This window comes from Shinella sp. AETb1-6, from assembly GCF_009826875.1.
Classification (GTDB): Bacteria; Pseudomonadota; Alphaproteobacteria; order Rhizobiales; family Rhizobiaceae; genus Shinella; species Shinella sumterensis.
This window is the reverse complement of the sequence record NZ_WUMM01000001.1, coordinates 104300-125180: the sequence shown is the minus strand read 5'-3', so window position 1 is coordinate 125180 and position 20881 is coordinate 104300. Positions and strand designations below refer to the sequence as shown.

Sequence of the window (20881 nt, the reverse complement as noted above, 5' to 3'; positions counted from 1 at the left end):
CAAGGCCGAGGATGACGGAGGAGGGGGCGGGGCTCTGCCGTACACCGAAGGCGAGCGCTTGCGCCTGCCGTGTGATCGAGACCAAGGAGGAGTGACCCATGACGGGCCAGGCACACACCGGTCGCCCCAGTAGACTGCTGCGCAATCTCAGTTCCAAGATTGCGTCCATTCCGATGATGCTCACCGCCGTCGTCATCTTTCTCGGCGGCACGATCTGGACGGTCGTCTATTCGTTCACCAATTCCCGGCTCCTGCCGCGGGCCAAGTTCGTCGGGCTCGACCAGTACGAGCGCCTGTGGGATGCGCCGCGCTGGATTGTCTCCATCCAGAACCTGGCGATCTACGGCTTCTTCACGCTCGTCTTCAGCCTCGTGGTCGGCTTCCTGCTGGCGGCGCTGATGGACCAGAAGATCCGCTTCGAAAACACCTTCCGCACCATCTTCCTCTATCCCTTCGCGCTGTCCTTCATCGTGACGGGCCTCGTCTGGCAATGGATCCTCAACCCGGAATTCGGGGTACAGTCGGTGGTGCGCGCGCTGGGCTGGACGAGCTTTACCTTCGACCCGCTCTACAATGCCGACATCGTCATCTACGGCGTGCTGATCGCGGGGCTGTGGCAGGGCACGGGGCTCGTCATGTGCCTGCTGCTCGCCGGGCTTCGCGGCATCGACGAGGATATCTGGAAGGCGGCGCGCGTCGACGGCATACCGATGTGGAAGACCTACCTCTTCATCGTCATTCCCATGATGCGCCCCGTCTTCATCACGACGCTGGTCATCATCGCGAGCGGCATCGTCAAGGTCTACGACCTTGTCGTGGCGCAGACGAGCGGCGGCCCGGGCATCGCCTCGGAGGTCCCGGCGAAATACGTCTACGACTACATGTTCCAGGCCCAGAACCTCGGCCAAGGCTTCGCCGCCTCCACCATGATGCTCGTCACCGTCGCGATCATCATCATCCCCTGGGCCTATCTCGAATTCGGAGGACGCAAGCGTGGCTGAGACCGTCTCCCTCAAGCCCGGCGCGGCGCTCGCCGCCACCGCCGGACCGCCAAGCGAGCCCTGGGGCAGGAAGCCCCGCCGCACGCTGTCCCGCCGCAACATCATGCTATACGGCACGCTTCTCGTGGCGGCGCTCTACTATCTGCTGCCGCTCTACGTGATGGTCGTGACCTCGCTGAAGGGCATGCCGGAAATCCGGCTCGGCAACATCTTCTCGCCGCCGGTGGAGGTGACCTTCGAGCCCTGGGCCAAGGCCTGGGCCACCGCTTGCACCGGCCTCAACTGCGACGGCCTGTCGCGCGGCTTCTGGAATTCGGTGCGCATCACCGTGCCCTCGACGCTGATCTCGATCCTCGTCGCCTCCGTCAACGGCTATGCGCTGGCCAACTGGAAGTTCAAGGGCGCGGACCTGTTCTTCACCATCCTCATCATCGGCGCCTTCATACCCTATCAGGTCATGATCTATCCGATCGTCATCGTGCTCCGGGAAATGGGCATCTACGGCACGCTGACCGGCCTCGTCATCGTGCACACCATCTTCGGCATGCCGATCCTGACGCTGCTCTTCCGAAACTATTTCTCCTCCCTGCCGGAGGAGCTGTTCAAGGCGGCGCGCATCGACGGGGCAGGGTTCTGGCAGATCTATTTCCGCATCATGCTGCCCATGTCGCTGCCGATCTTCGTCGTCGCGATGATCCTGCAGATCACTGGCATCTGGAACGACTTCCTGTTCGGCGTCGTGTTCACGCGGCCGGAATATTACCCGATGACCGTGCAGCTCAACAACATCGTCAACTCCGTCCAGGGGGTGAAGGAATACAACGTCAACATGGCCGCGACACTGCTCACCGGCGCTGTTCCGCTCATCGTCTATTTCGTGTCGGGACGCCTGTTCGTCCGCGGCATCGCCGCCGGCGCAGTCAAGGGTTAAGCCATGCAGAAATCCGTCTCCATCAAGGACCTTTCGTTGAGCTTCGGCGCGGTCAACGTGCTGGAAAACCTCAATCTGGATATCGGCGAGGGCGAGTTCCTCGTGCTGCTCGGCTCGTCCGGCTGCGGCAAGTCGACCCTTCTCAACTGCATTGCCGGCCTGCTTGAGCCGACCGGCGGGCAGATCTTCATCAAGGACAGGAACGTCACCTGGGAGGAGCCCAAGGACCGCGGCATCGGCATGGTGTTCCAGTCCTATGCGCTCTATCCGCAGATGACGGTGGAGAAGAACCTTTCCTTCGGCCTGCAGGTCGCCCGCATGCCACGCGCGGAGATCGACAAGCGGGTCGCCCGCGCCTCCGAAATCCTGCAGATCGGCCCGCTTTTGAAGCGCAAACCCTCGGAACTGTCGGGCGGACAGCGCCAGCGCGTGGCGATCGGCCGGGCGCTGGTGCGCGATGTCGATGTCTTCCTGTTCGACGAGCCGCTCTCAAACCTCGATGCCAAGCTGCGGTCGGAGCTGCGCGTGGAAATCAAGCGGCTGCACCAGTCGCTGAAGAACACGATGATCTATGTCACGCACGACCAGATCGAGGCGCTGACGCTCGCCGACCGCATCGCCATCATGAAGAGCGGCGTCATCCAGCAGCTCGCCGATCCCAACACGATCTACAATGCGCCGAAGAACATGTTCGTCGCCGGCTTCATCGGCTCGCCGTCGATGAATTTCCTGCGCGGCGAGATCGTGGAGAAGGGCGGAAAGCCGGTGTTCAGCACGAACGGCGTGGATTTCCCGCTCGATGGCTATGCCGCCGGCGAAGCGCTTCCGGCCGGCCGCAAGGTCGTGCTGGGCGTGCGCCCGGAGCATGTGAAGGTCGACGAGGATGGCGCCGGTGCTAAGGCGCACCAGGCGAGCGTCGATATCGAGGAGCCGATGGGCGCCGACAACCTGCTGTGGCTCAAACTTGCCGGCCACACGCTCGCCGTCCGCGTCGCCGGCAACAGGCGTTTTGCCCCCGGCACGGCCGTGTCGCTCTCCTTCGACATGGGGCTGGCCTCGCTGTTCGATGCCGGCACGGAGGAGCGGATTTAGGATGGTGGAGATTGCACTTGCCGTCCTTCCTTCTCCCCCACGGGGAGAGGGTGGCCCGAAGGGTCAGATGAGGGGGGACACGCCGATATTCCGGCTCTTTCAGTCGGTGGCCTCCCCCTCATCCGCCTGCCGGCACCTTCTCCCCGTGGGGGAGAAGGGGGAGAAGCGACGCCGCAACTCGCTACGAGGCGCCGCACATCGCAAGTCAGAGACACAACCATGACCCAAGCATCCGACATCACCGCCATCGATCTTTCCGGCACCTGGACCGTCACCAGCACCGACGCCATGCTCGTCGCGCCGATGCGCGTGCCCGGCGACGTGCACAGCGCGCTGATCGCCGCCGGCCTCATTCCCGATCCCTATGCCGGCCGCAACGAGCGCGACGTGCGGTGGGTGGCCGGGAAGGACTGGGCGATCGAGCGCACGTTCGACCTTCCACCGGAAACGCTGGAAGGCGACTGGTATCTCGATATCGGCAGCATCGACACGGTGGCGTCGGTCTATCTCAACGGCGTCCTGGTGCTCGATGCCGACAATTGCTTCCGCCGTTACCGGCCGGCCGTGACCGAGGCGCTGAAGGCGGGGGAAAACACGCTGAAGGTGCTGATCCATTCCAGCATCGCAGCCGGCGCGCGGCGGCAAGCCGAACAGCCATTCTTCATCCCGTGGTCGACGAACAATTCGCCCATTGCGAACGGCAACATGCTGCGCAAGCCGCAGTGCCATTTCGGCTGGGACTGGAACATCGCCATCGCGCCGCTCGGCATCTATGGCGAAATCGTGCTGCGCCGGCTTGAGGTGGCGCGCATCGAGCATGTCACGACGCGGCAGTTCCATCATGCCGATGGCGCGGTCGATCTCTATGTCACCGCGACCTTCCACGCCGAGGAGCCGGGCATCCTGCCGGTGCATTTCGCGCTCGGCGAGGAGCGCGTGCGGCTCGATATCGGTGTCGCCGCCGGCGAGACCCAGCTCACCCACATGTTCAGCATCGAAAAGCCGGTGCTCTGGTGGCCGGCCGGCCACGGCGAGCAGGCGATCTATGCGGTGCGCGTCGAGACGCCGACGGAGACCGTCGTGCGCCGCGTCGGCCTGCGCCGGGTGGAGCTGATCACGGACAAGGACGAGGCGGGCAGCCGTTTTGCGCTGAAGGTCAACGACCGGGAAATCTTCTGCCGTGGGGCAAACTGGATTCCCGCAGATGCCTTGCCCTCGCGCATCAACCCGGTCGCCGTGCGCGACCTGCTGCAATCGGCCGTCGACGCCAACATGAACATGCTGCGCGTCTGGGGCGGCGGCTTCTACGAGCCGGACTGGTTCTACGATCTCTGCGACGAGCTGGGACTGATGGTCTGGCAGGACTTCATGTTCGCCTGCAACCTCTATCCCTCGACCGTCGATTTCCTCGACAATGTGACGGCGGAGGTGGACTACCAGGTCAGGCGGCTCGCCTCGCATCCCTCCATCGTGCTGTGGTGCGGCGATAACGAGCTGGTTGGCGCGCTCACCTGGTTCGAGGAAAGCCGCCGGGATCGCGACCGCTACCTCGTCTCCTACGATCGCCTCAACCGCACCATCGAAGTGGCGATGAAGAAGGCGGCGCCCGGCGCGATCTGGTGGCCGTCGAGCCCGACTTCGGGCTATCTCGATTTCGCCGATGCCTGGCATGCCGACGGTTCCGGCGACATGCACTACTGGTCGGTCTGGCACGAGAACAAGTCCTTCGACAATTACCGGACCGTCAGCCCCCGCTTTTGCTCGGAATTCGGCTTCCAGTCCTACACGTCCATGCCGGTCATGCAGACCTTCGCGGACCCCAAGGACATGAACATCGCGTCGCCCGTGATGGAAAGCCACCAGAAGAATGCCGGCGGCAACGAGCGCATCGCCGGCACGATGTTCCGCTACTTCCGTTTCCCGAAGGACTTTCCGAGCTTCGTCTATCTCAGCCAGATCCAGCAGGGCCTCGCCATCCGTACCGCCGTGGAATACTGGCGCTCGCTGAAACCCCACTGCATGGGCACGCTCTACTGGCAGCTCAACGACACCTGGCCCGTCGCCTCCTGGTCGAGCCTCGATTACGGCGGCAGCTGGAAGGCCATGCACTACATGGTGCGCCGCTTCTTCCAGCCCGTGGCCGTCGCCGCCATTCCGTCGAAGGACGGCGAAACGATCGGTTTCTCGGTGGTCAACGATACGGCCGAACCTGTCACCGTGACGCTCGACACCTGGCTCGTCTCGCTGTCCGGCGAGCGGCGCCCGCACCGTAGCGTCGAGGGTGTCTGCGGCCCGGACAGGGCGGAAATGCTGTTTTCCGTCGTTTCCGCGGATCTCCCCGAGGATGCGCTGCTGTTCTGGTCCTTCAAGGCCTCGAACGGCATGGCGGGCGAGGGGCACCATGTCTCCGGCACCTACAAGGCGCTCGATCTCCAGGCCTCCGGCCTGACGCTCGACGTCGCGCCGCGCGGCGACGGCCGTTTTGCCGTCACCGCCACGGCACACGGCCTGGCGCTGCACGTCATGCTGGAGGCCGACGTGCCCGGCCGCTGGTCGGACAACGCGTTTGACCTCACGGCAGGCGCCCAAAAGACACTCGTCTTCACGCCGTCCGAGCACGGCGCGGAACCGACATTCCACTGGCTCGACCTTCACGCGTGCCAGACCCACCAAGACTGAACCAAGGAAACCGCCATGCAGACCGTCAGCTTCCAGCTTTACAGCGCCCGCAATTTCCAGCCCTTCGCCGAAGTGTTCCGCATCCTCTCGGATGCCGGCTACAGCGAAGTCGAGGGCTACAGCGCCCTTTACGATACGCTCGACGACGCGGCGATCCAGCAGGTGAAGGCCGACCTCGATAAAAACGGCCTCACCATGCCGACCGCCCATTTCAGCCTCGAAACGCTGGAGACGCAGCCGCAGCGTGTGCTCGACATCTGCCGAACGCTCGGCATCACGGCGGTCTATTGCCCCTATCTGCTGCCGGAGCATCGCCCGACCGATGCAGCGGGCTGGCATGCGCTGGGCGCGCGGTTGCAGAAGGCCGGGACGCCGATCCGCGAGGCCGGCCTCGTGTTCGGCTGGCACAATCACGACTTCGAGTTCTTCGCGCTGCCCGACGGCACCGTGCCGCTGGATCATCTTTTCGCCGGCGGCCCGGATCTGACCTGGGAGGCGGACGTCGCGTGGATCATTCGCGGCGGGGCCGACCCCTTCGCCTGGATCCAGAAATACGGCAGTCGCATCACCACCGTCCACGTCAAGGACATCGCGCCGACGGGCGAGAACGCCGACGAGGACGGCTGGGCGGATGTCGGTCATGGCACGGTGCCGTGGGGCGATCTCGCCAAGGCGCTCGCCGGCACGCCGGCCAGACATTTCATCGTCGAGCATGACAATCCGAGCGACATCACTCGGCTTGCCACCCGCTCGATCGCGACCGTCAAGACATTCTGAGGACCGGCATCATGAGCAAGGAATACGGAGTCGGCATCATTGGCTGCGGCAATATCTCGGGCGCCTATTTCAAGCTGATCCCGACCTTCAGGAACCTGAAGCTCGTCGCCTGCGCCGATATCAACCCCGCGGCCTCGACGGCGCGATCGGAGGAATTCGGCGTGCCGGCGCAGGAGATCGGCGCGCTGCTGGCCAATCCCGATGTCGATGTCGTGGTGAACCTCACCATCCCCGAAGCACATTACCCGGTGTCGAAGCAGGCGCTGGAGGCGGGCAAGCATGTCTATTCGGAAAAGCCCTTCGTGCTGTCGCTCGAACAGGGCGAGGATCTGCGCCGCATCGCCGATGCCAAGGGCCTGAAGGTCGGCTCGGCGCCGGACACCTATCTCGGCGGATCGCACCAGTTCGTGCGCCACCTCATCGACAGCGGCAGGGTGGGCAAGATCATGTCCGGCACGGCGCATGTGCTGGGTCCGGGCATGGAGAGCTGGCATCCGAACCCGGATTTCTTCTTCGCGACGGGCGGCGGGCCGATCCTCGACATGGGGCCGTACTACGTCAACAACCTCGTCAACCTGGTCGGGCCGGTGAAGCGGGTGGTGGCGCTCGGCAACCGGGCGCGCGAGGAGCGCATCATCGCCAATGGCCCGCGGCTCGGCGAGGCCGTGCCGGTCGCGGTGCTGACGAACATCCATGCTGTGCTCGAATTCGTCAGCGGCGCGCAGGTCGCGCTGATGGCGAGCTGGGATGTGTGGGCGCATCGCCACCAGAACATGGAGCTCTACGGTACCGACGGCGCGGTCTTCGTGCCGGATCCGAATTTCTTCGGCGGCACCGTCGAGCTGGCCGGCAACGACAAGGAACCGAAGGCGGTCGCGGTCTGGGATCATCCTCTGACGGCTCAGAACTACCAGTTCGACTGGGGCAAACAGGCCAATTACCGCGGCATCGGCCTTGCCGACATGATGGACGCCGTGACGACGGGCCGCGACTATCGCTGCTCGCTCGACCGCTCGCTGCACACGATCGACGTGCTGACGGCGATCCTGCGCTCCGCCGAGGAGGGCCGGGCGGTCGATATCGTCACGACCTGCACCCAGCCGCAAGCCTTCGGCATCGAGGAGGCGCGCGCGCTGCTTCGCTAGCACCTTACATCCCTCACCCCGCCTGGCGCATCCAGAGCGGGAAGGGGTCGGGGAGGTTTGCCCAGCGCGCCGGTTCGAACGTCTCTTCGGCGACGAGGCAGGCGTCGAGCCGGCGGCGGATGTCGTGCTCGTCCATCGGGTCCGCGCCGATGAAGACGAGTTCCTGCCGCCGGTCGCCCCAGACGGGATCGGAAGAGCGGGCGATGGCCTCGCGCGCCGCCTCGTCCTGCGGCCAATGCTGTTGAGGAACCGAGGCCCACCACAGGCCGAGCCGGCCGCTGCGCACCAGAGCGCCCGCCTGACTCATCTCTCCGACATGATGCGGCCGCGTGGCGAGCCAGAAGAAGCCCTTGGCGCGGATGACGCCTGGCCAGCTCTCGTCGAGAAAAGCCTTGAAGCGGGCGGGGTGAAACGGACGTTTCGCCCGGTAGACGAAGGAGCGGATGCCGTATTCCTCGGTTTCGGGAACGTGGTCCTTGAAGCCGTGCAGCTCCTTGAACCACAGCGGATGTTCGCTCGCCTTCTGGAAATCGAACAGGCCCGTGCCGAGGATATCCGCCAGCGCGACCCTGCCGAAATCGGTCTCGATGACGCGGGCCGCGCCGTTCAGGCCGCCGATGATCTGGCGGGCGGCCAGCAGGTCCGCGGGGCTCGCCGCACCCGTCTTGTTGAGCACGACCACGTCCGCGAACTCGATCTGCTCGACCAGCAGTTCCACCAGCGTGCGGTTGTCGTCCTCGCCGGCCGTTTCGCCGCGCTCTGCCAGGAAATCCTGCGAGCCGTAATCCTTGAGCAGGTTGGCGGCATCGACCACCGTGACCATCGTGTCGAGGCGGGCGACATCCGACAGGCTCCAGCCGTCCTCGTCGCGGAAGTCGAAGGTGGTGGCGACCGGCAGCGGCTCCGAAATGCCGCTGGATTCGATCAGCAGATAGTCGAAGCGCTTCATTTCGGCGAGACGGCGCACCTCCTTGAGGAGGTCGTCGCGCAGCGTGCAACAGATGCAGCCATTCGTCATTTCCACCAGCTGCTCGCCGGTGCGTGACAGGTCCGCCCCGCCATCGCGGATGAGTGCGGCGTCGATGTTCACCTCGCTCATGTCGTTGACGATGACGGCGACGCGCAAGCCGCTGCGGTTGTTGAGCACGTGGTTCATGAGCGTCGTCTTTCCGGCGCCGAGGAAACCGGAGAGGACGGTAACGGAAAGGCGGTTGTCCATGCGATCTACCCTTATGTTATAGTATTACATTCGCGGGGCCAAAAAATGGCGGAATGATCCCGCCACGCGATTTCGGAGTGAGGCTGCCCGGCCCGACAGAACCTGCTCAAGTCTCCACGCCATGCTGTCGACGGCGTGGAGAATGGAGCGGGCGTTGCGCTCAGGCCGGAGCCGTGAGGGCCGCAAGCGCTCCTCAGCTGGCCTGTCCGAGGCAATCGCGCAGCGACGTGGCGATGCTCTTCATCAGGGTGAAATAGAGATCCGGGCCGGGCTCAAGCGTGGCGGCCTCGGGGTCGAGAACGCCGGATTTCGCAGGCGTGCCCTCGATCACCACATTGACCAGCTTCGGCTCGAACTGCGGCTCGGCGAAGACGCAGGTCGCGCCCAGCGTCTTCACCTTGTCGCGGATCTGCGTCAGGCGTTCCGCACCGGGCAGGGTTTCCGGGCTCACGGTGATGGAGCCGGCAGCATGCATGCCGTAGTGATGTTCGAAATACTGGTAGGCATCGTGGAAGACGATGAAGGGCTTATCCTTCACGGGCGCGACCGTCTCGGCAACCTCCTTGTCGAGCGCATCGAGCCTTTCTTCGAGACCGGCGAGGTTCTTCCTGTAGGTCTCGGCATTGGCCGGGTCCTTCTCGGCGAGGACCTTGGCGGCTTCGGCCGCAATGGCGCGCGCGTTCTGCGGGCTCAGCCACAGATGCATGTCGAATTCGCCGTGCTCGTGGCCTTCATGGCCGGCTTCCTCGCCATGGGCATGGTCGTGGCCGTCCGCCTCCTTGCCATGGTCGTGTGCCTCTTCACCATGGGCATGCGCTTCCTTGCCGTGGTCGTGACCTTCCTTCTCATGGTCATGGCCTTCCTCGCCCTCATGCGCGTGGCCCTCATGCGCATGGTCGTGGCCTTCGCCTTCATGCGTATGGGCCTCGAACGGGCCGCCTTCGCGGAAGGGCAGTTTTTCGAGGCCCGGCGCGTCGTCCAGTTCCACCACGGTCGCCTTGCCGCCGAGCGATTCCAGCGGCTTTTCAAGGAAGGCTTCCAGGCCATGGCCGACCCAGAAGACCACATCGGCATTCTGGAGAGCGGCCGCATTCGACGGCTTCAGCGAATAGGTGTGCGGTGAGGCGGCACCCTCCACGATGAGGCCCGGCTCGCCGACGCCCTGCATGATGGCGGCGACCAGCGAATGGATCGGCTTGATCGACACGACGACATCGGGCGCCTCGGCGCGCGCGGCACCGACGCCGGCAATGAGAAGGGCGGTGGAAAGGAGGAGGGCGCGAACGGCCTTTTGCATGGGATACTCCGCTTGAATGTAAATGTAATGTTATTACATCAATTGCGTTATGCTATAACGTGTGCCATATGCTGACGCAACAGGCTTTTGGAAAAAATGATGCTGCAGACCCCAACCAGGACCGCTTCGCCGCTCGTGTCGCTTGCCGGCGTCGGTGTGCGCCGCCAAGGTCGCTGGCTCGTGCGCGGCGTGGAATTCTCGATTGCGCCCGGCGAGATCGTCACGCTGATCGGCCCGAACGGCTCGGGCAAATCCACCACCGCCAAGGCGGCCATCGGCGTGCTGAAGGCCGACGAGGGCAGGGTGGAGCGCAAGGCGGGCCTCAAGGTCGGCTATGTCCCGCAAAAACTCTCCGTCGACTGGACCATGCCGCTGACCGTGGAACGGCTGATGACGCTGACCTCGCCGCTGAAGGGCGCGGAGATCGAGGCGGCGCTGGACGCGACCGGCATCCGTCATCTCGCCCGCGCGGAGGTGCAGCATCTCTCCGGCGGCGAGTTCCAGCGCGCGCTGCTGGCCCGCGCCATTGCCCGCAAGCCCGATCTTCTGGTGCTCGACGAGCCGGTGCAGGGCGTGGATTTCTCCGGCGAGATCGCGCTTTACGATCTCATCAAGACGATCCGCAACACGACCGGCTGCGGCATCCTGCTCATCTCGCACGACCTGCATGTGGTGATGGCCGAGACCGACACCGTCATCTGCCTCAACGGCCATGTCTGTTGCCGCGGCACGCCCGAGGTGGTGAGCCAGAGCGCGGAATACCAGCGCCTTTTCGGCGCGCGCGCCGGGCAGACGCTGGCCTTCTACAATCACGATCACGACCACACGCACCTGCCCGACGGCCGCGTGCTGCATGCCGACGGCTCGATCACAAACGATTGCCGCCCGAAAGACGGCCATCATACGCCCGTCGTGCCCTCGGGCCGCGCCGGGCCGATGCGCATCGTGCACACGCACGGGCCCGATTGCGGCTGCGGCCACGATCATGGCGTGGTGCCTGACGGCGCCGGACAGCAGGAGAAGCGCGATGCTTGACGATTTCTTCATGCGCGCGCTCGTCGCCGGCATCGGCCTGGCGCTCACCGCGGGCCCGCTCGGCTGTTTTGTCGTCTGGCGGCGCATGGCGTATTTCGGCGATACGATGGCCCATTCGGCGCTGCTCGGCGTGGCGCTGTCGCTGCTGATGAACTTCAACCTGCTCCTCAGCGTCTTCGTCGTCGCGGCGACCGTCTCGCTTCTTCTGCTGCTGCTCCAGAAGCGCGGCACGCTCTCGACGGATGCGCTGCTCGGCATCCTCTCCCACGCGACGCTGGCGATCGGCCTCGTCATGGTGTCCTTCATGACGTGGGTGCGCATCGATCTCGTCGGCTTCCTGTTCGGCGATATCCTCGCCGTGTCGCGCGGGGATGTGGACCTCGTATGGGGCGGCGGCATTCTCGTCGTTTTCGCCATCGTGTGGATGTGGCGCCCGCTGATCGCGTCGACGGTCAATCCGGAACTGGCCGAGGCCGAAGGCATGCAGCCGGAGAAGACGCGCCTGGCCTTCATGCTCTTGATGGCGCTCGTCATCGCCATCGCCATGAAGATCGTCGGCATCCTGCTGATCACCTCGCTTCTCATCATCCCCGCGGCGACGGCGCGGCGCTTTTCCACCAGCCCGGAGATCATGGCGGTGCTCGCCTCGCTGATCGGGGCGCTGGCTGTGGTTGGCGGATTGTTCGGATCGCTGAAGTTCGACACGCCCTCCGGTCCCTCGATCGTGGTTGCAGCGCTTGGCCTGTTCATTCTAAGCCTCATCACGAAACCGAGGACGAGCGTCGTGGAACATTCGGCGGCAAACCAGGGAGGTCGGGCATGACCACGCAACAATTGACGAAGAACCAGGGCCTCGTCTTCGACGTGCTGTCGCATTCCGACAGCCCGCTCAGCGCCTACACCATCCTCGACAAGCTGCGCGACAACGGGTTTCGCGCGCCGCTCCAGGTCTATCGTGCGCTGGACAAGCTCCTGGAGTTCGGCCTCGTGCACCGGCTGGAGAGCATCAATGCCTTCGTGGCCTGCGCCCATCCGCATGAGGGCTGTCACAACCACGGCATCACCGCCTTCACGATCTGCGAGACCTGCGGCCAGGTGACGGAGTTCCACGACCACGTGATCGAGGACCGGCTGAAAGCCTTTGCCAAGGGCCGCAACTTCAAGACCGGCAAGACGACGATCGAGATCCGCGGCACCTGCGCGGGTTGCGCGTAGATCCCCTAGCCGACGGGTTTCAAGCCCTTCCTGAAGCGCTGCCAGTTGCGCACATAGCCCTCCGCCGAGCGTTTCAGGCCTTCGATCGCCTCGGCATCGAGCGTGCGCACGGCCTTGGCGGGGGCGCCGACGATCAGCGAATTGTCCGGAAAGACCTTGCCTTCCGTCACCAGCGCATTGGCGCCGACGAGGCAATTGTTGCCGATGACCGCGCCGTTCAGCACCGTGGCGCCCATGCCGACCAGCGAATTGTGGCCGATGGTGCAGCCATGGATGATGGCGCCGTGGCCGATGGTGCAGCCCTCGCCGATGATGACGGGCTTGCCGGGATCGGTATGCACCACGACGCCTTCCTGGATATTCGACCTTGCGCCGACGATGATCGGCTCGTTGTCGCCGCGCAGCGTGGCGCCGAACCAGATGCCGACATCCTCGCCGAGGATGACCTTGCCGATGACATTGGCATCCGGCGCTACCCAGTAGCGGTCGTCGGCGGGGAGTGTGGGCGCGCGGTCGTCGAGGGCATAAAGCGGCATGGTTTCCTCCGGCGGTCTGATTCCGGTGACAGTCTAGCACCGGCCCGGCGACCGGGGGAAAGGGCGAGGGTGGTTTTTGCTGATCATATGGAGTATGAGCCCGGCCATGACGAACAGAGCGACATTCTACAGCCGGGCCGTGGAGACGGGGACGAAGATTTTCGCCACCGCGCCGATGATCGACTGGAGCGACCGGCATTTTCGCGTGTTCGCGCGCCAGCTCACCCGCAACGCGCTGCTCTTCACCGAAATGATCGTCGCCGATGCCATCCTGCGCGGCAATCGCGAGCGGCTGCTCGGCTTCGACGCGATCGAACATCCCGTGGCCTTGCAACTGGGCGGCAACAGTCCGGAAAAGCTGGCGGAGGCCGCGCGGATCGGCGAGGGTTTCGGCTATGCCGAAATCAACCTCAATGTCGGCTGTCCGTCGGACCGGGTGCAATCGGGCACCTTCGGCGCCTGCCTGATGCGCGAGCCGGATCTGGTGGCCGAGTGCGTGGCGGCGATGCGGGCGGCGGTGTCGATCCCGGTCACTGTCAAATGTCGCATCGGCGTTGACGACCAGGACCCGGAGGTGGCGCTGCGCGACCTCGTCTCCCGCGTGACGGCAGCCGGCACGGATGCGGTCTGGGTCCATGCGCGAAAGGCCTGGCTGCAGGGCCTGTCGCCGAAGGAGAACCGGGACATCCCGCCGCTCGACTACGGCCTCGTGTACCGGCTGAAGGCCGAAAACCCGAACCTTTTCATCGGTCTCAACGGCGGGCTTCAGACTTTGAATCAGGCCGTGGAGGCGATGGACGGGCTGGATGGGGTCATGCTCGGACGGGCTGCCTACCAGGATAGCGGTGTTCTCACGGGCGTGGACCGGTTTTTCCCGCATCCCCTGTCGGAAGGCCTGCCCTCCGGTGTCTTCTCCGGTCCGCAGGACCTGTCGGGCGAGGACTGGGAGGCGGTGCGCGATGCGATGGTCGCCTATGCCGGCGAGGTGATCGCGCGCGGCGGGCGCGTGGCGCATGTCACGCGGCACATGGTCGGCCTGTTCCAGGGCTTTGCGGGCGTGCGCCGCTACCGGCAGATCCTGTCCAACGACGCCACGAAGCCGGGGGCGGGGCCGCAGGTGATCGCCGATGCCTTCGCGGCGGTGCTGTCGGCACGGGGTGCTGCGCAGGATGCGGCGGAGTAGCGCTTTCTGTGCATCGGCCCCGGCATGACCACAATTTCGTCCCCTCGGGGTCGGAAAACGGCGTAAAAGAACCGACGACGCAATGAGAGACGAACAGGTGCCCGCGTGATCGATCCCTACGCCATGCTCGGACTGGAGCGCGATGCAGACGACAACGCGGTCAAGGCCGCCTATCGTAAGGCCGCCAAGGGCATGCATCCCGATTCGGGCGGCGATGCCGACCAGTTCGCCCGCCTGCAGGCCTGCTACGACCTGCTGCGCGACCCGGTGCGCCGCAAGGTCTTCGACGACACCGGCTTCGACCCGCAGCTCGCCGACCCGCGCGACCTCAAGGGCCTGATGCTGCTGGAACCGCTGGTCAACGACGTCATCCTCGACGAGCGCGAGCCGGGCAGCTTCGATCCGCTGGCGGCGATGCGCCGGAAACTCTCCGACGACATCGTCAAGAGCCGCTTCCACATCCTGGAGCTTGAACGCCACCGCAACCGGGTGCGCCAGCACATCGACCGCCTCGGCCGCAAGGGCGGCACGGATTTCCTCGGCTCCATGCTGCGCGCCCGCTCGCAGTCGATCACCGAGGCCATCCGCAATGCCGAGGGGCAGATCCAGGCGATCGAGCAGGCCTATACGATGCTGGAAGGCTATTCCTACGAACTGGCCGCCGCCCTCGACACCGCCGCGCTCGACGTGAAGGGCGAGGCGGCCGAATAGGCCGCGCCGCCGCCGTCATCCGCAATTCCCTACCAGCCCTTCGGCAGCGGCGGTTCCTCGCCGTCGTATTCGGCCGGCGGCTGCGCCGCGCGCATGGCTTCAAAGGCCCGGAACTCCCGCAGCGCCGCGCCGGATTTCACCGTGCGCGCCACCGCCATGCCGGCATCCTGGAGCGCGCGCGTGTCGCGATAGGGCGAGGCGAAGGTGAGCCGGCTGAAGAACCAGCTGTAATCGACGATGTCGCGTACCTCCTCCGCCACGGCGTCGAACTGCGCGCGTTGCCCGGCATCGAGGTTGCGCAGGCAGAAGGGCTGCTGCGTGTCGCGCGAGACCCAGCAGCACCGCCCGCGGCGACGGCAGCTGCGCAGGCGGCAGGCGCGCCAGGGCAAAGCCAGCATCTCGGCGATGCGGGCGAGCAGGAAGGGCGATAGCGGGGGAAGCTTGCTGCGGTCGAACATGAGGGCTCCTGTCGGTTGGGAAGGGCGCGGGCTGCGCGGCGCCGGGCCGCGACCGGCCGGGCGGACCGGCTCCGTTGCCGGTGGCGGCAGAGGACGGGGCGGCGGGTTTCGCAAGGCGGGCAGCCGCCCGCATCGCCGCGCGTGAGATCACGCCGGGTTGTGGGGCATCGGTATCGGACGGGGCGCTGAAAGCTGCCGCATCAGATAGTAAAAATGGCACCTTTCAGCGCCCCGTTCGGCGGTTTTTGCCCGCGACTCCGGTCTCTCTGCAAGGAACGGGTCCGGCGGCGCTTGCCGTCGGTTTCCGGGGTGGGCCCCGCCGGGGTTTTTCGCGCCAGATAGCGCTCACCTTCGAGCACCGTCCGGGCGGAAAGGCGTCACCGCCTTTCCCGGCAAGTCATCACTCCGGCGGACGATGCCGACGCACCCTCCGGCCCCGCTCCCCTTGTGTGCCGCACAGGCACGCCCGACGCGCCGTCCGGGGCATGAAACGGAGGAGCCGGTCCGACGCTCCGCCGCTTCCCCCGTGTCGCCGGAGGGAGACCATTTTCCGCGGACCCTCAAGATGCAGGCTTACGTCCGTCCCGCACCCCAAGCGCCGACCCCGCCTCGCCGCAACGCCTTGCGGTGTATCCGCGACGGGATGAGGGGATTATCGCATGGGTGGAGAGGGTGGGGAAAAACGGCCGAAAAATTTTTTCTGAGGCAACATTTTATGCGAACAGAAGCGCGATCAATTTCCCGCTGCACTCTAATCCTCAGTTGGATCAAAAAGCCCCGCAATACGATAAACCGTTAAAGCCGAAGCTAATACGAGAGAAAATGAATATACAAGCAGTAGATGCCCTACAAACGATCCTAAGTATTTCATCGGATGAAAAATATATAATAAATTAATGTTATGACGATTTGCTAAGTTAAACGCGTCAATAAGCCAAGTTCCGTCAAAAAGAAATGCCCAGGCGAGGCAAATGTTTTGAATAAATATGAAGTGAAGAAATGTAGCGTTTATCTCATTTAAAAATGGCGTTCCTCTAGGGTTTTTTAACGCTCGGAGCGCATTCTTTAGCCTGTTGTTCAGGAGGCTGAATAATATAGCATACGTTCCAAGGCTGAATCCTAGCAAGCTCGGGATTAGAGAGAGGCTTTGATCAACCCACTTGGGTTCGATCCAGTTTTTATAGCTCGCTAATGAAATGAAAAGTGAAATAAGAAAGAACGGGGAGGAAAGCATAACTCTCCAACCTCCATAGTCCGAAAAATATCGTGCTATGTTCCTTTTCAACCCTCGGAATTGTGAGCGATATAACACTATCCGTTGATCTCTGCTTCGTTGATAAGTTTTCGAAACGCCTGATCCTCGGTGGTTGTATCAGGATCATATTTGTCTTGAATTATGAGAGGACTGTCTTCCGTTGACATATGCACTGCATGTCCATTATCTCGGCCGTCAACTTTCACTGACCCGTTAGTAAGCGCTGCTCCTCCGAGCTTTTGTATGTCATCATTAGTGACTAGAGATTCACCGGGGTTTGCCTGATATGTTAGGGTAAGTTTCTTTGCATGAGACGCAAGAAGATGAGCCTCTATTTGCTCTTCAAAGTTGTCTACGAGAATATCTGCGTTTGGTTTTAGGATGCTTATAGTTATTCTATCTATTCTTTCGATGTTAAAGATTTTTTCCAGCGCCTTCTTGTCTTGGACTAATGTTATCGATGGGTAGTTGTATTTTTGTGTTATTTGTATCTGTTCTGATATTTCAGAAAATAATTTGAGCGCTTGCGGAGGCGTTAAAACTTTTCCTTTAGAGTAATTTTGAATATAAATCCTGTGTCGTTTGACATCAAAAATGAAATAGAACTGCGCTGAGTTTGGATGTAGGTTTTCGGGAATTTTTACTTCTGAAACTTGATTGTCTGTCGCCTCTTTTAGATTTTCTGTGTCAAACCAATTTCCGTCAATTTCTATATTAAGGAAAGTTGTAACTATTCCTCGAATAATACCTTCATCTGACCGCGTCATGTCGAGAAGAGACATCATTCCGTGCCGATCGCCGTGTAGACGTACAATTTTCTTTGTCCGATATATATCGCTGAAAAAATCTACGTATCTATCATCACTATGGGGGTGAAGCCTTATATTCAGGATGGATGATGCGATCTTTATTTTTTGGGCCATTAAAATTCTTCCCCCATCGGTAGAGTTGTTTGCAACTCTTACACGAGGAGTGTGGGGCTTGGAAGCATTTTAAACCATTGCCGCGCCGGTTGCGGCGTCAAAAAATGTTCCCCTTATGTTCTATAGCCAATAAGCTAAAAGGTAAAGAGCACCGACCTTTTCAAAGGTGCTACCGCCCAGGCCGCCCAGTCTTCCCCTTCGTCCGTCCCTTGCGCTTCGCCTCCGCCGGATCCTCATAGCTTCCGACGCCGATCTTCCCCCGCCGAACCGGTTTCGCGTCGTCGGCGCCGGTGGCGCGTTCGGGTTGGCCTTCCAGCAGGGGGGAATGGCGCTTCTTGGTGGAGAGGGTTTCCGGCGGGCGTTGGGGCAGGTCGCCGGTGACGGGTTTTTCGGTGCGGCCGACGGTCATTTCGTCGAGGCTGTTCTTGCGGAACAGTGATTTGCCTGATGGCGTGGCGACGTCGCGGCCCATCTCATCCAGCTTCGGCTTTCGGAAGAGGGGGCGTTCGATGTCGGTGCCCGGGCCCATGTCGTCGAGCGAGGGTTTCTGGAAGAGGGATTTCGAGGTGTCTGCGTCCGCCGCTGTGGATCCTCGGGTCGAGCCCGAGGATGACGGAGGAGTGATGGTGCCGGGGGCACCCCCCTCTGTCCTGCCGACGTTCGTCGCTGCAATCGATTCACTGGATCGATTGCTCCGCTGCGCGGACCGCTCTTCACCCCCCACAAGGGGGGAGATCGACTCGTGGCTGGCGCCGGTTTTCTTCCCGTTGCCGCCTTGTGTCTTTGCAGCGCTTTTTGGCTTGCCGCTGCCACCTTCCTGACTTCTCGCTTCTTCGCGCGCCATCGGGTCGTCCATGACGGCGAGTTCGGCGGCCTTGAGACGCTTGATCTCGTCGCGCAGGCGGGCGGCCTTTTCGAAGTCGAGATCGGCGGCGGCGTCGCGCATGGCTTTTTCCAGCGCGTTGAGATGGGCCTGGAGGTTGTTGCCGACGAGGTTGCCGCCGTCCGCAAAGCCCTTGCCGGCGACGCCGGAGATATCGGCACGGACGTGATCGCGCTCGTAGACGCTGTCGAGGATGTCGGAAATCCTGGCCTTCACGGATTCCGGGGTGATGCCGTGCGCCTCGTTATAGGCGACCTGCTTTTCGCGGCGGCGGGTCGTCTCGTCCATGGCGCGCTGCATGGAGCCGGTGATCTGGTCGGCATAGAGGATGACCTTGCCGTCGACGTTTCGCGCCGCGCGGCCGATGGTCTGCACGAGGGACGTCTCCGAGCGCAAGAAACCTTCCTTGTCGGCATCGAGGATGGCGACAAAGCCGCATTCGGGAATGTCGAGGCCTTCGCGCAGCAGGTTGATGCCGACGAGCACGTCGAAGGCGCCGAGACGCAGGTCGCGGATGATCTCGATGCGCTCCAGCGTGTCGATGTCCGAGTGCATGTAGCGCACGCGAATCCCCTGTTCGTGCAGGTATTCGGTGAGGTCTTCGGCCATGCGCTTGGTGAGCACGGTGACGAGCGTGCGGTAGCCGGCCTGCGTGGTCTCGCGGATTTCGCCCAGCACGTCGTCCACCTGGCTTTTCGCCGGGCGCACCTCGACGGGCGGGTCGATCAGGCCGGTCGGGCGGATGACCTGCTCGGCGAAGACGCCGCCGGACTGCTCCATCTCCCAGGCGCCGGGCGTGGCCGAGACGGCGATCGTGTCCGGCCGCATGGCATCCCATTCCTCGAAGCGCAGCGGGCGGTTGTCCATGCAGGAGGGCAGGCGGAAGCCATATTCGGCCAGCGTCGCCTTGCGGCGGAAGTCGCCGCGATACATGCCGCCGATCTGCGGGATCGTGACGTGGCTTTCGTCGATGAAGATCAGCGCGTTGTCGGGAATGTATTCGAACAGGGTCGGCGGCGGCTCGCCGGGCTTGCGGCCCGTGAGATAGCGCGAATAGTTCTCGATGCCGGCGCAGGAGCCGGTGGCTTCCAGCATCTCGATATCGTAGCGCGTGCGCTGCTCCAGGCGCTGCGCTTCCAAGAGGCGGCCGGCCTTTTCCAGCTCGGCGAGGCGCAGCTTCAGCTCCTCGCGGATCGCCTTGATGGCGCCGTTCAGCGTGGGGCGCGGCGTGACATAGTGGCTGTTGGCGTAGATTTTTACCGATTTCAGGTCGCCGGTCTTCTGACCGGTCAGCGGGTCGAACTCGGTGATGGCGTCGATCTCGTCGCCGAACATCGAGATGCGCCAGGCGGCATCCTCAAGGTGGGCCGGGAAGATCTCGATCGTATCGCCGCGCACGCGAAAACTGCCGCGCTGGAAATCCATCTCGCGGCGCTTGTATTGCTGGGCGACGAGGTCGGCGAGCAGCTGGCGCTGGTCGAGCCTCTCGCCGACCTCCATCTGGAAGGTCATGGCGGTGTAGGTCTCGACGGAGCCGATACCGTAGATGCAGGAGACCGAGGCGACGATGATGCAGTCGTCGCGCTCCAGCAGCGAGCGCGTCGCGGAGTGGCGCATGCGGTCGATCTGCTCGTTGATCGAACTTTCCTTCTCGATGAAGGTGTCGGAGCGTGGGACGTAGGCTTCCGGCTGGTAATAATCGTAGTAGGAGACGAAATATTCGACCGCGTTTTCCGGGAAGAAGTTCTTGAACTCGCTGTAGAGCTGGGCGGCGAGCGTTTTGTTGGGCGCGAGGATGACGGCGGGGCGCTGCGTCTCCTCGATCACCTTTGCCATCGTGAAGGTCTTGCCCGAGCCGGTGACGCCGAGCAGCACCTGGCTGCGCTCGCCTGCGGACAGGCCCTCCACGAGGTCGCGGATGGCGGTCGGCTGGTCGCCGGCGGGCTGGTATTCGCTGATCATGCGGATCGGGATGCCGCCTTCCGACTTCGCCGGGCGGGCCGGGCGGTGCGGCGTCCAGAGCTTGCCGTCCTTGAACAGCGGGTTGCCGCTCTCGATGAGCGCCGAAAGCGCCTCCACAGTAGCGGTCACGGCCGTGCCGGCATTGAGCGAGGCGGCGTCCTCCAGCGAGACATCCATGCCCGACACCGGGTTGAGGCCGGCGGCGGCGCGCGTCCTGGGGTCGGACGAGCCGCCGATCGAGACGCCGCGGGAGGTCTTGCTGGCGGTGACGTTTTCCGTGTGGCGGCGGGCGGCGTTCTCCACCGACTTGCGGTGCTTGCCGGCCTTCGACGCCACCTCGCGGCGGCTTTCGACGCTTCCCGCCTCGGCTTCCGCCTCGAGCTGCTTCACCCAGTCGGAGACGCTGCCGGACAGGGGTTCGCCCTCGAAAGGCGACTGCGGGGCTTCCTCGAAACCGGGGTTCGAGGGCGGGGATTTTTTCGGGGTTCTGGCCATGCGGGGAATATGGAGAGAGTCATCGCGAAAAGAAAGGGGCGGCGAGTACAAAAGGGAAACGAATTTGCGTCGTTCCCGCCGGCG

General features: G+C 63.4%; 17 protein-coding genes. 11 read left to right on the top strand and 6 right to left on the bottom strand.

Annotated features, from left to right (window positions below; translation table 11 throughout):
- Positions 1-98 precede the first annotated feature (98 nt).
- The 6 genes from GR158_RS00570 to GR158_RS00545 all read left to right on the top strand — a co-directional run bounded on the left by GR158_RS00570 (position 99) and on the right by GR158_RS00545 (position 7625).
- Positions 99-1001 carry a carbohydrate ABC transporter permease gene (locus GR158_RS00570; RefSeq protein ID WP_134650042.1) on the top strand — a complete coding sequence of 301 codons (903 nt, stop codon included), beginning with the start codon at positions 99-101 and terminating at the stop codon, positions 999-1001.
- Positions 970-1932, top strand: coding sequence for a carbohydrate ABC transporter permease (locus GR158_RS00565; RefSeq protein WP_370359625.1), 963 nt, complete (start codon positions 970-972; stop codon positions 1930-1932). The genes GR158_RS00570 and GR158_RS00565 overlap by 32 nt, the downstream gene beginning before the upstream one ends.
- Positions 1933-1935: 3 nt before the next feature.
- Entirely contained in the window at positions 1936-3024 is a 1089-nt protein-coding gene (locus GR158_RS00560; protein ID WP_160869284.1) for an ABC transporter ATP-binding protein, read from the top strand.
- Positions 3025-3243: 219 nt separating this feature from the next.
- Positions 3244-5703: a glycoside hydrolase family 2 protein gene (locus GR158_RS00555; protein WP_160869282.1), complete on the top strand. Its 2460-nt coding sequence runs from the start codon at positions 3244-3246 to the stop codon at positions 5701-5703.
- Positions 5704-5718: 15 nt separating this feature from the next.
- A complete protein-coding gene (locus GR158_RS00550; RefSeq protein WP_160869280.1) occupies positions 5719-6480 on the top strand; it encodes a sugar phosphate isomerase/epimerase in 762 nt (253 codons plus the stop codon).
- Positions 6481-6491: 11 nt separating this feature from the next.
- A complete protein-coding gene (locus GR158_RS00545) occupies positions 6492-7625 on the top strand; it encodes a Gfo/Idh/MocA family protein (protein WP_160869278.1) in 1134 nt (377 codons plus the stop codon).
- A 13-nt stretch (positions 7626-7638) separates the two neighbouring features.
- Here the strand turns inward: GR158_RS00545 and zigA are convergent, their stop codons facing one another.
- Both zigA and GR158_RS00535 read right to left on the bottom strand, forming a co-directional pair.
- Positions 7639-8844 carry a zinc metallochaperone GTPase ZigA gene (gene zigA / locus GR158_RS00540; RefSeq protein ID WP_160869276.1) on the bottom strand — a complete coding sequence of 402 codons (1206 nt, stop codon included), beginning with the start codon at positions 8842-8844 and terminating at the stop codon, positions 7639-7641.
- Positions 8845-9037: 193 nt separating this feature from the next.
- Positions 9038-10141 carry a metal ABC transporter solute-binding protein, Zn/Mn family gene (locus GR158_RS00535; protein ID WP_160869274.1) on the bottom strand — a complete coding sequence of 368 codons (1104 nt, stop codon included), beginning with the start codon at positions 10139-10141 and terminating at the stop codon, positions 9038-9040.
- A gap of 99 nt (positions 10142-10240) precedes the next feature.
- Here GR158_RS00535 and GR158_RS00530 point away from each other — a divergent pair, with 99 nt between their 5' ends.
- Genes GR158_RS00530 through GR158_RS00520 form a run of 3 tightly spaced genes read left to right on the top strand, consistent with a single transcriptional unit; the run spans position 10241 to position 12391 of the window.
- Positions 10241-11176: a metal ABC transporter ATP-binding protein gene (locus GR158_RS00530; RefSeq protein ID WP_160869272.1), complete on the top strand. Its 936-nt coding sequence runs from the start codon at positions 10241-10243 to the stop codon at positions 11174-11176.
- Positions 11169-11999, top strand: coding sequence for a metal ABC transporter permease (locus GR158_RS00525; protein WP_160869270.1), 831 nt, complete (start codon positions 11169-11171; stop codon positions 11997-11999). Before GR158_RS00530 ends, GR158_RS00525 begins: the two co-directional genes overlap by 8 nt.
- The gene (locus GR158_RS00520) at positions 11996-12391 is read left to right on the top strand and encodes a Fur family transcriptional regulator (RefSeq protein WP_134650034.1); all 396 of its coding nucleotides are present in this window, start codon (positions 11996-11998) and stop codon (positions 12389-12391) included. The genes GR158_RS00525 and GR158_RS00520 overlap by 4 nt, the downstream gene beginning before the upstream one ends.
- Positions 12392-12396: 5 nt before the next feature.
- Here GR158_RS00520 and GR158_RS00515 read toward each other — a convergent pair whose 3' ends face one another.
- Positions 12397-12927, bottom strand: a complete 531-nt coding sequence (locus tag GR158_RS00515; protein WP_134650033.1) for a gamma carbonic anhydrase family protein — start codon at positions 12925-12927, stop codon at positions 12397-12399.
- A 106-nt stretch (positions 12928-13033) separates the two neighbouring features.
- Between GR158_RS00515 and dusA the strand changes: the two genes are divergently transcribed.
- Together dusA and GR158_RS00505 are read left to right on the top strand one after the other, a co-directional pair.
- On the top strand, positions 13034-14110 hold the full coding sequence (dusA, locus tag GR158_RS00510) for a tRNA dihydrouridine(20/20a) synthase DusA (protein ID WP_160869268.1): 1077 nt from the start codon (positions 13034-13036) through the stop codon (positions 14108-14110).
- 123 nt (positions 14111-14233) lie between these two features.
- Positions 14234-14821, top strand: coding sequence for a J domain-containing protein (locus GR158_RS00505; protein ID WP_134650074.1), 588 nt, complete (start codon positions 14234-14236; stop codon positions 14819-14821).
- 29 nt (positions 14822-14850) lie between these two features.
- Here the strand turns inward: GR158_RS00505 and GR158_RS00500 are convergent, their stop codons facing one another.
- The 3 genes from GR158_RS00500 to uvrB form a co-directional block, all read right to left on the bottom strand.
- Positions 14851-15279, bottom strand: a complete 429-nt coding sequence (locus GR158_RS00500) for a hypothetical protein (protein WP_160869264.1) — start codon at positions 15277-15279, stop codon at positions 14851-14853.
- Positions 15280-16590: 1311 nt separating this feature from the next.
- Complete coding sequence (locus tag GR158_RS00495; RefSeq protein ID WP_160869262.1) at positions 16591-17457, bottom strand: DUF4747 family protein; 867 nt, start codon at positions 17455-17457, stop codon at positions 16591-16593.
- A 169-nt stretch (positions 17458-17626) separates the two neighbouring features.
- Positions 17627-20797, bottom strand: a complete 3171-nt coding sequence (uvrB, locus tag GR158_RS00490; RefSeq protein WP_160869260.1) for an excinuclease ABC subunit UvrB — start codon at positions 20795-20797, stop codon at positions 17627-17629.
- Between the last annotated feature and the right edge of the window lie 84 nt (positions 20798-20881).

What these genes read in the sequence shown, in the direction of transcription:
- GR158_RS00535 (WP_160869274.1), bottom strand. Translation starts at nt 10,141, where the DNA reads ATGCAAAAGGCCGTTCGCGCCCTCCTCCTTTCCACCGCCCTTCTCATT.
- zigA (WP_160869276.1), bottom strand. Translation starts at nt 8,844, where the DNA reads ATGGACAACCGCCTTTCCGTTACCGTCCTCTCCGGTTTCCTCGGCGCC.
- GR158_RS00520 (WP_134650034.1), top strand. Translation starts at nt 11,996, where the DNA reads ATGACCACGCAACAATTGACGAAGAACCAGGGCCTCGTCTTCGACGTG.
- uvrB (WP_160869260.1), bottom strand. Translation starts at nt 20,797, where the DNA reads ATGGCCAGAACCCCGAAAAAATCCCCGCCCTCGAACCCCGGTTTCGAG.
- GR158_RS00495 (WP_160869262.1), bottom strand. Translation starts at nt 17,457, where the DNA reads ATGGCCCAAAAAATAAAGATCGCATCATCCATCCTGAATATAAGGCTT.
- GR158_RS00560 (WP_160869284.1), top strand. Translation starts at nt 1,936, where the DNA reads ATGCAGAAATCCGTCTCCATCAAGGACCTTTCGTTGAGCTTCGGCGCG.
- GR158_RS00530 (WP_160869272.1), top strand. Translation starts at nt 10,241, where the DNA reads ATGCTGCAGACCCCAACCAGGACCGCTTCGCCGCTCGTGTCGCTTGCC.
- GR158_RS00525 (WP_160869270.1), top strand. Translation starts at nt 11,169, where the DNA reads ATGCTTGACGATTTCTTCATGCGCGCGCTCGTCGCCGGCATCGGCCTG.
- GR158_RS00500 (WP_160869264.1), bottom strand. Translation starts at nt 15,279, where the DNA reads ATGTTCGACCGCAGCAAGCTTCCCCCGCTATCGCCCTTCCTGCTCGCC.
- GR158_RS00505 (WP_134650074.1), top strand. Translation starts at nt 14,234, where the DNA reads ATGCTCGGACTGGAGCGCGATGCAGACGACAACGCGGTCAAGGCCGCC.
- GR158_RS00550 (WP_160869280.1), top strand. Translation starts at nt 5,719, where the DNA reads ATGCAGACCGTCAGCTTCCAGCTTTACAGCGCCCGCAATTTCCAGCCC.
- dusA (WP_160869268.1), top strand. Translation starts at nt 13,034, where the DNA reads ATGACGAACAGAGCGACATTCTACAGCCGGGCCGTGGAGACGGGGACG.
- GR158_RS00515 (WP_134650033.1), bottom strand. Translation starts at nt 12,927, where the DNA reads ATGCCGCTTTATGCCCTCGACGACCGCGCGCCCACACTCCCCGCCGAC.
- GR158_RS00555 (WP_160869282.1), top strand. Translation starts at nt 3,244, where the DNA reads ATGACCCAAGCATCCGACATCACCGCCATCGATCTTTCCGGCACCTGG.
- GR158_RS00570 (WP_134650042.1), top strand. Translation starts at nt 99, where the DNA reads ATGACGGGCCAGGCACACACCGGTCGCCCCAGTAGACTGCTGCGCAAT.
- GR158_RS00545 (WP_160869278.1), top strand. Translation starts at nt 6,492, where the DNA reads ATGAGCAAGGAATACGGAGTCGGCATCATTGGCTGCGGCAATATCTCG.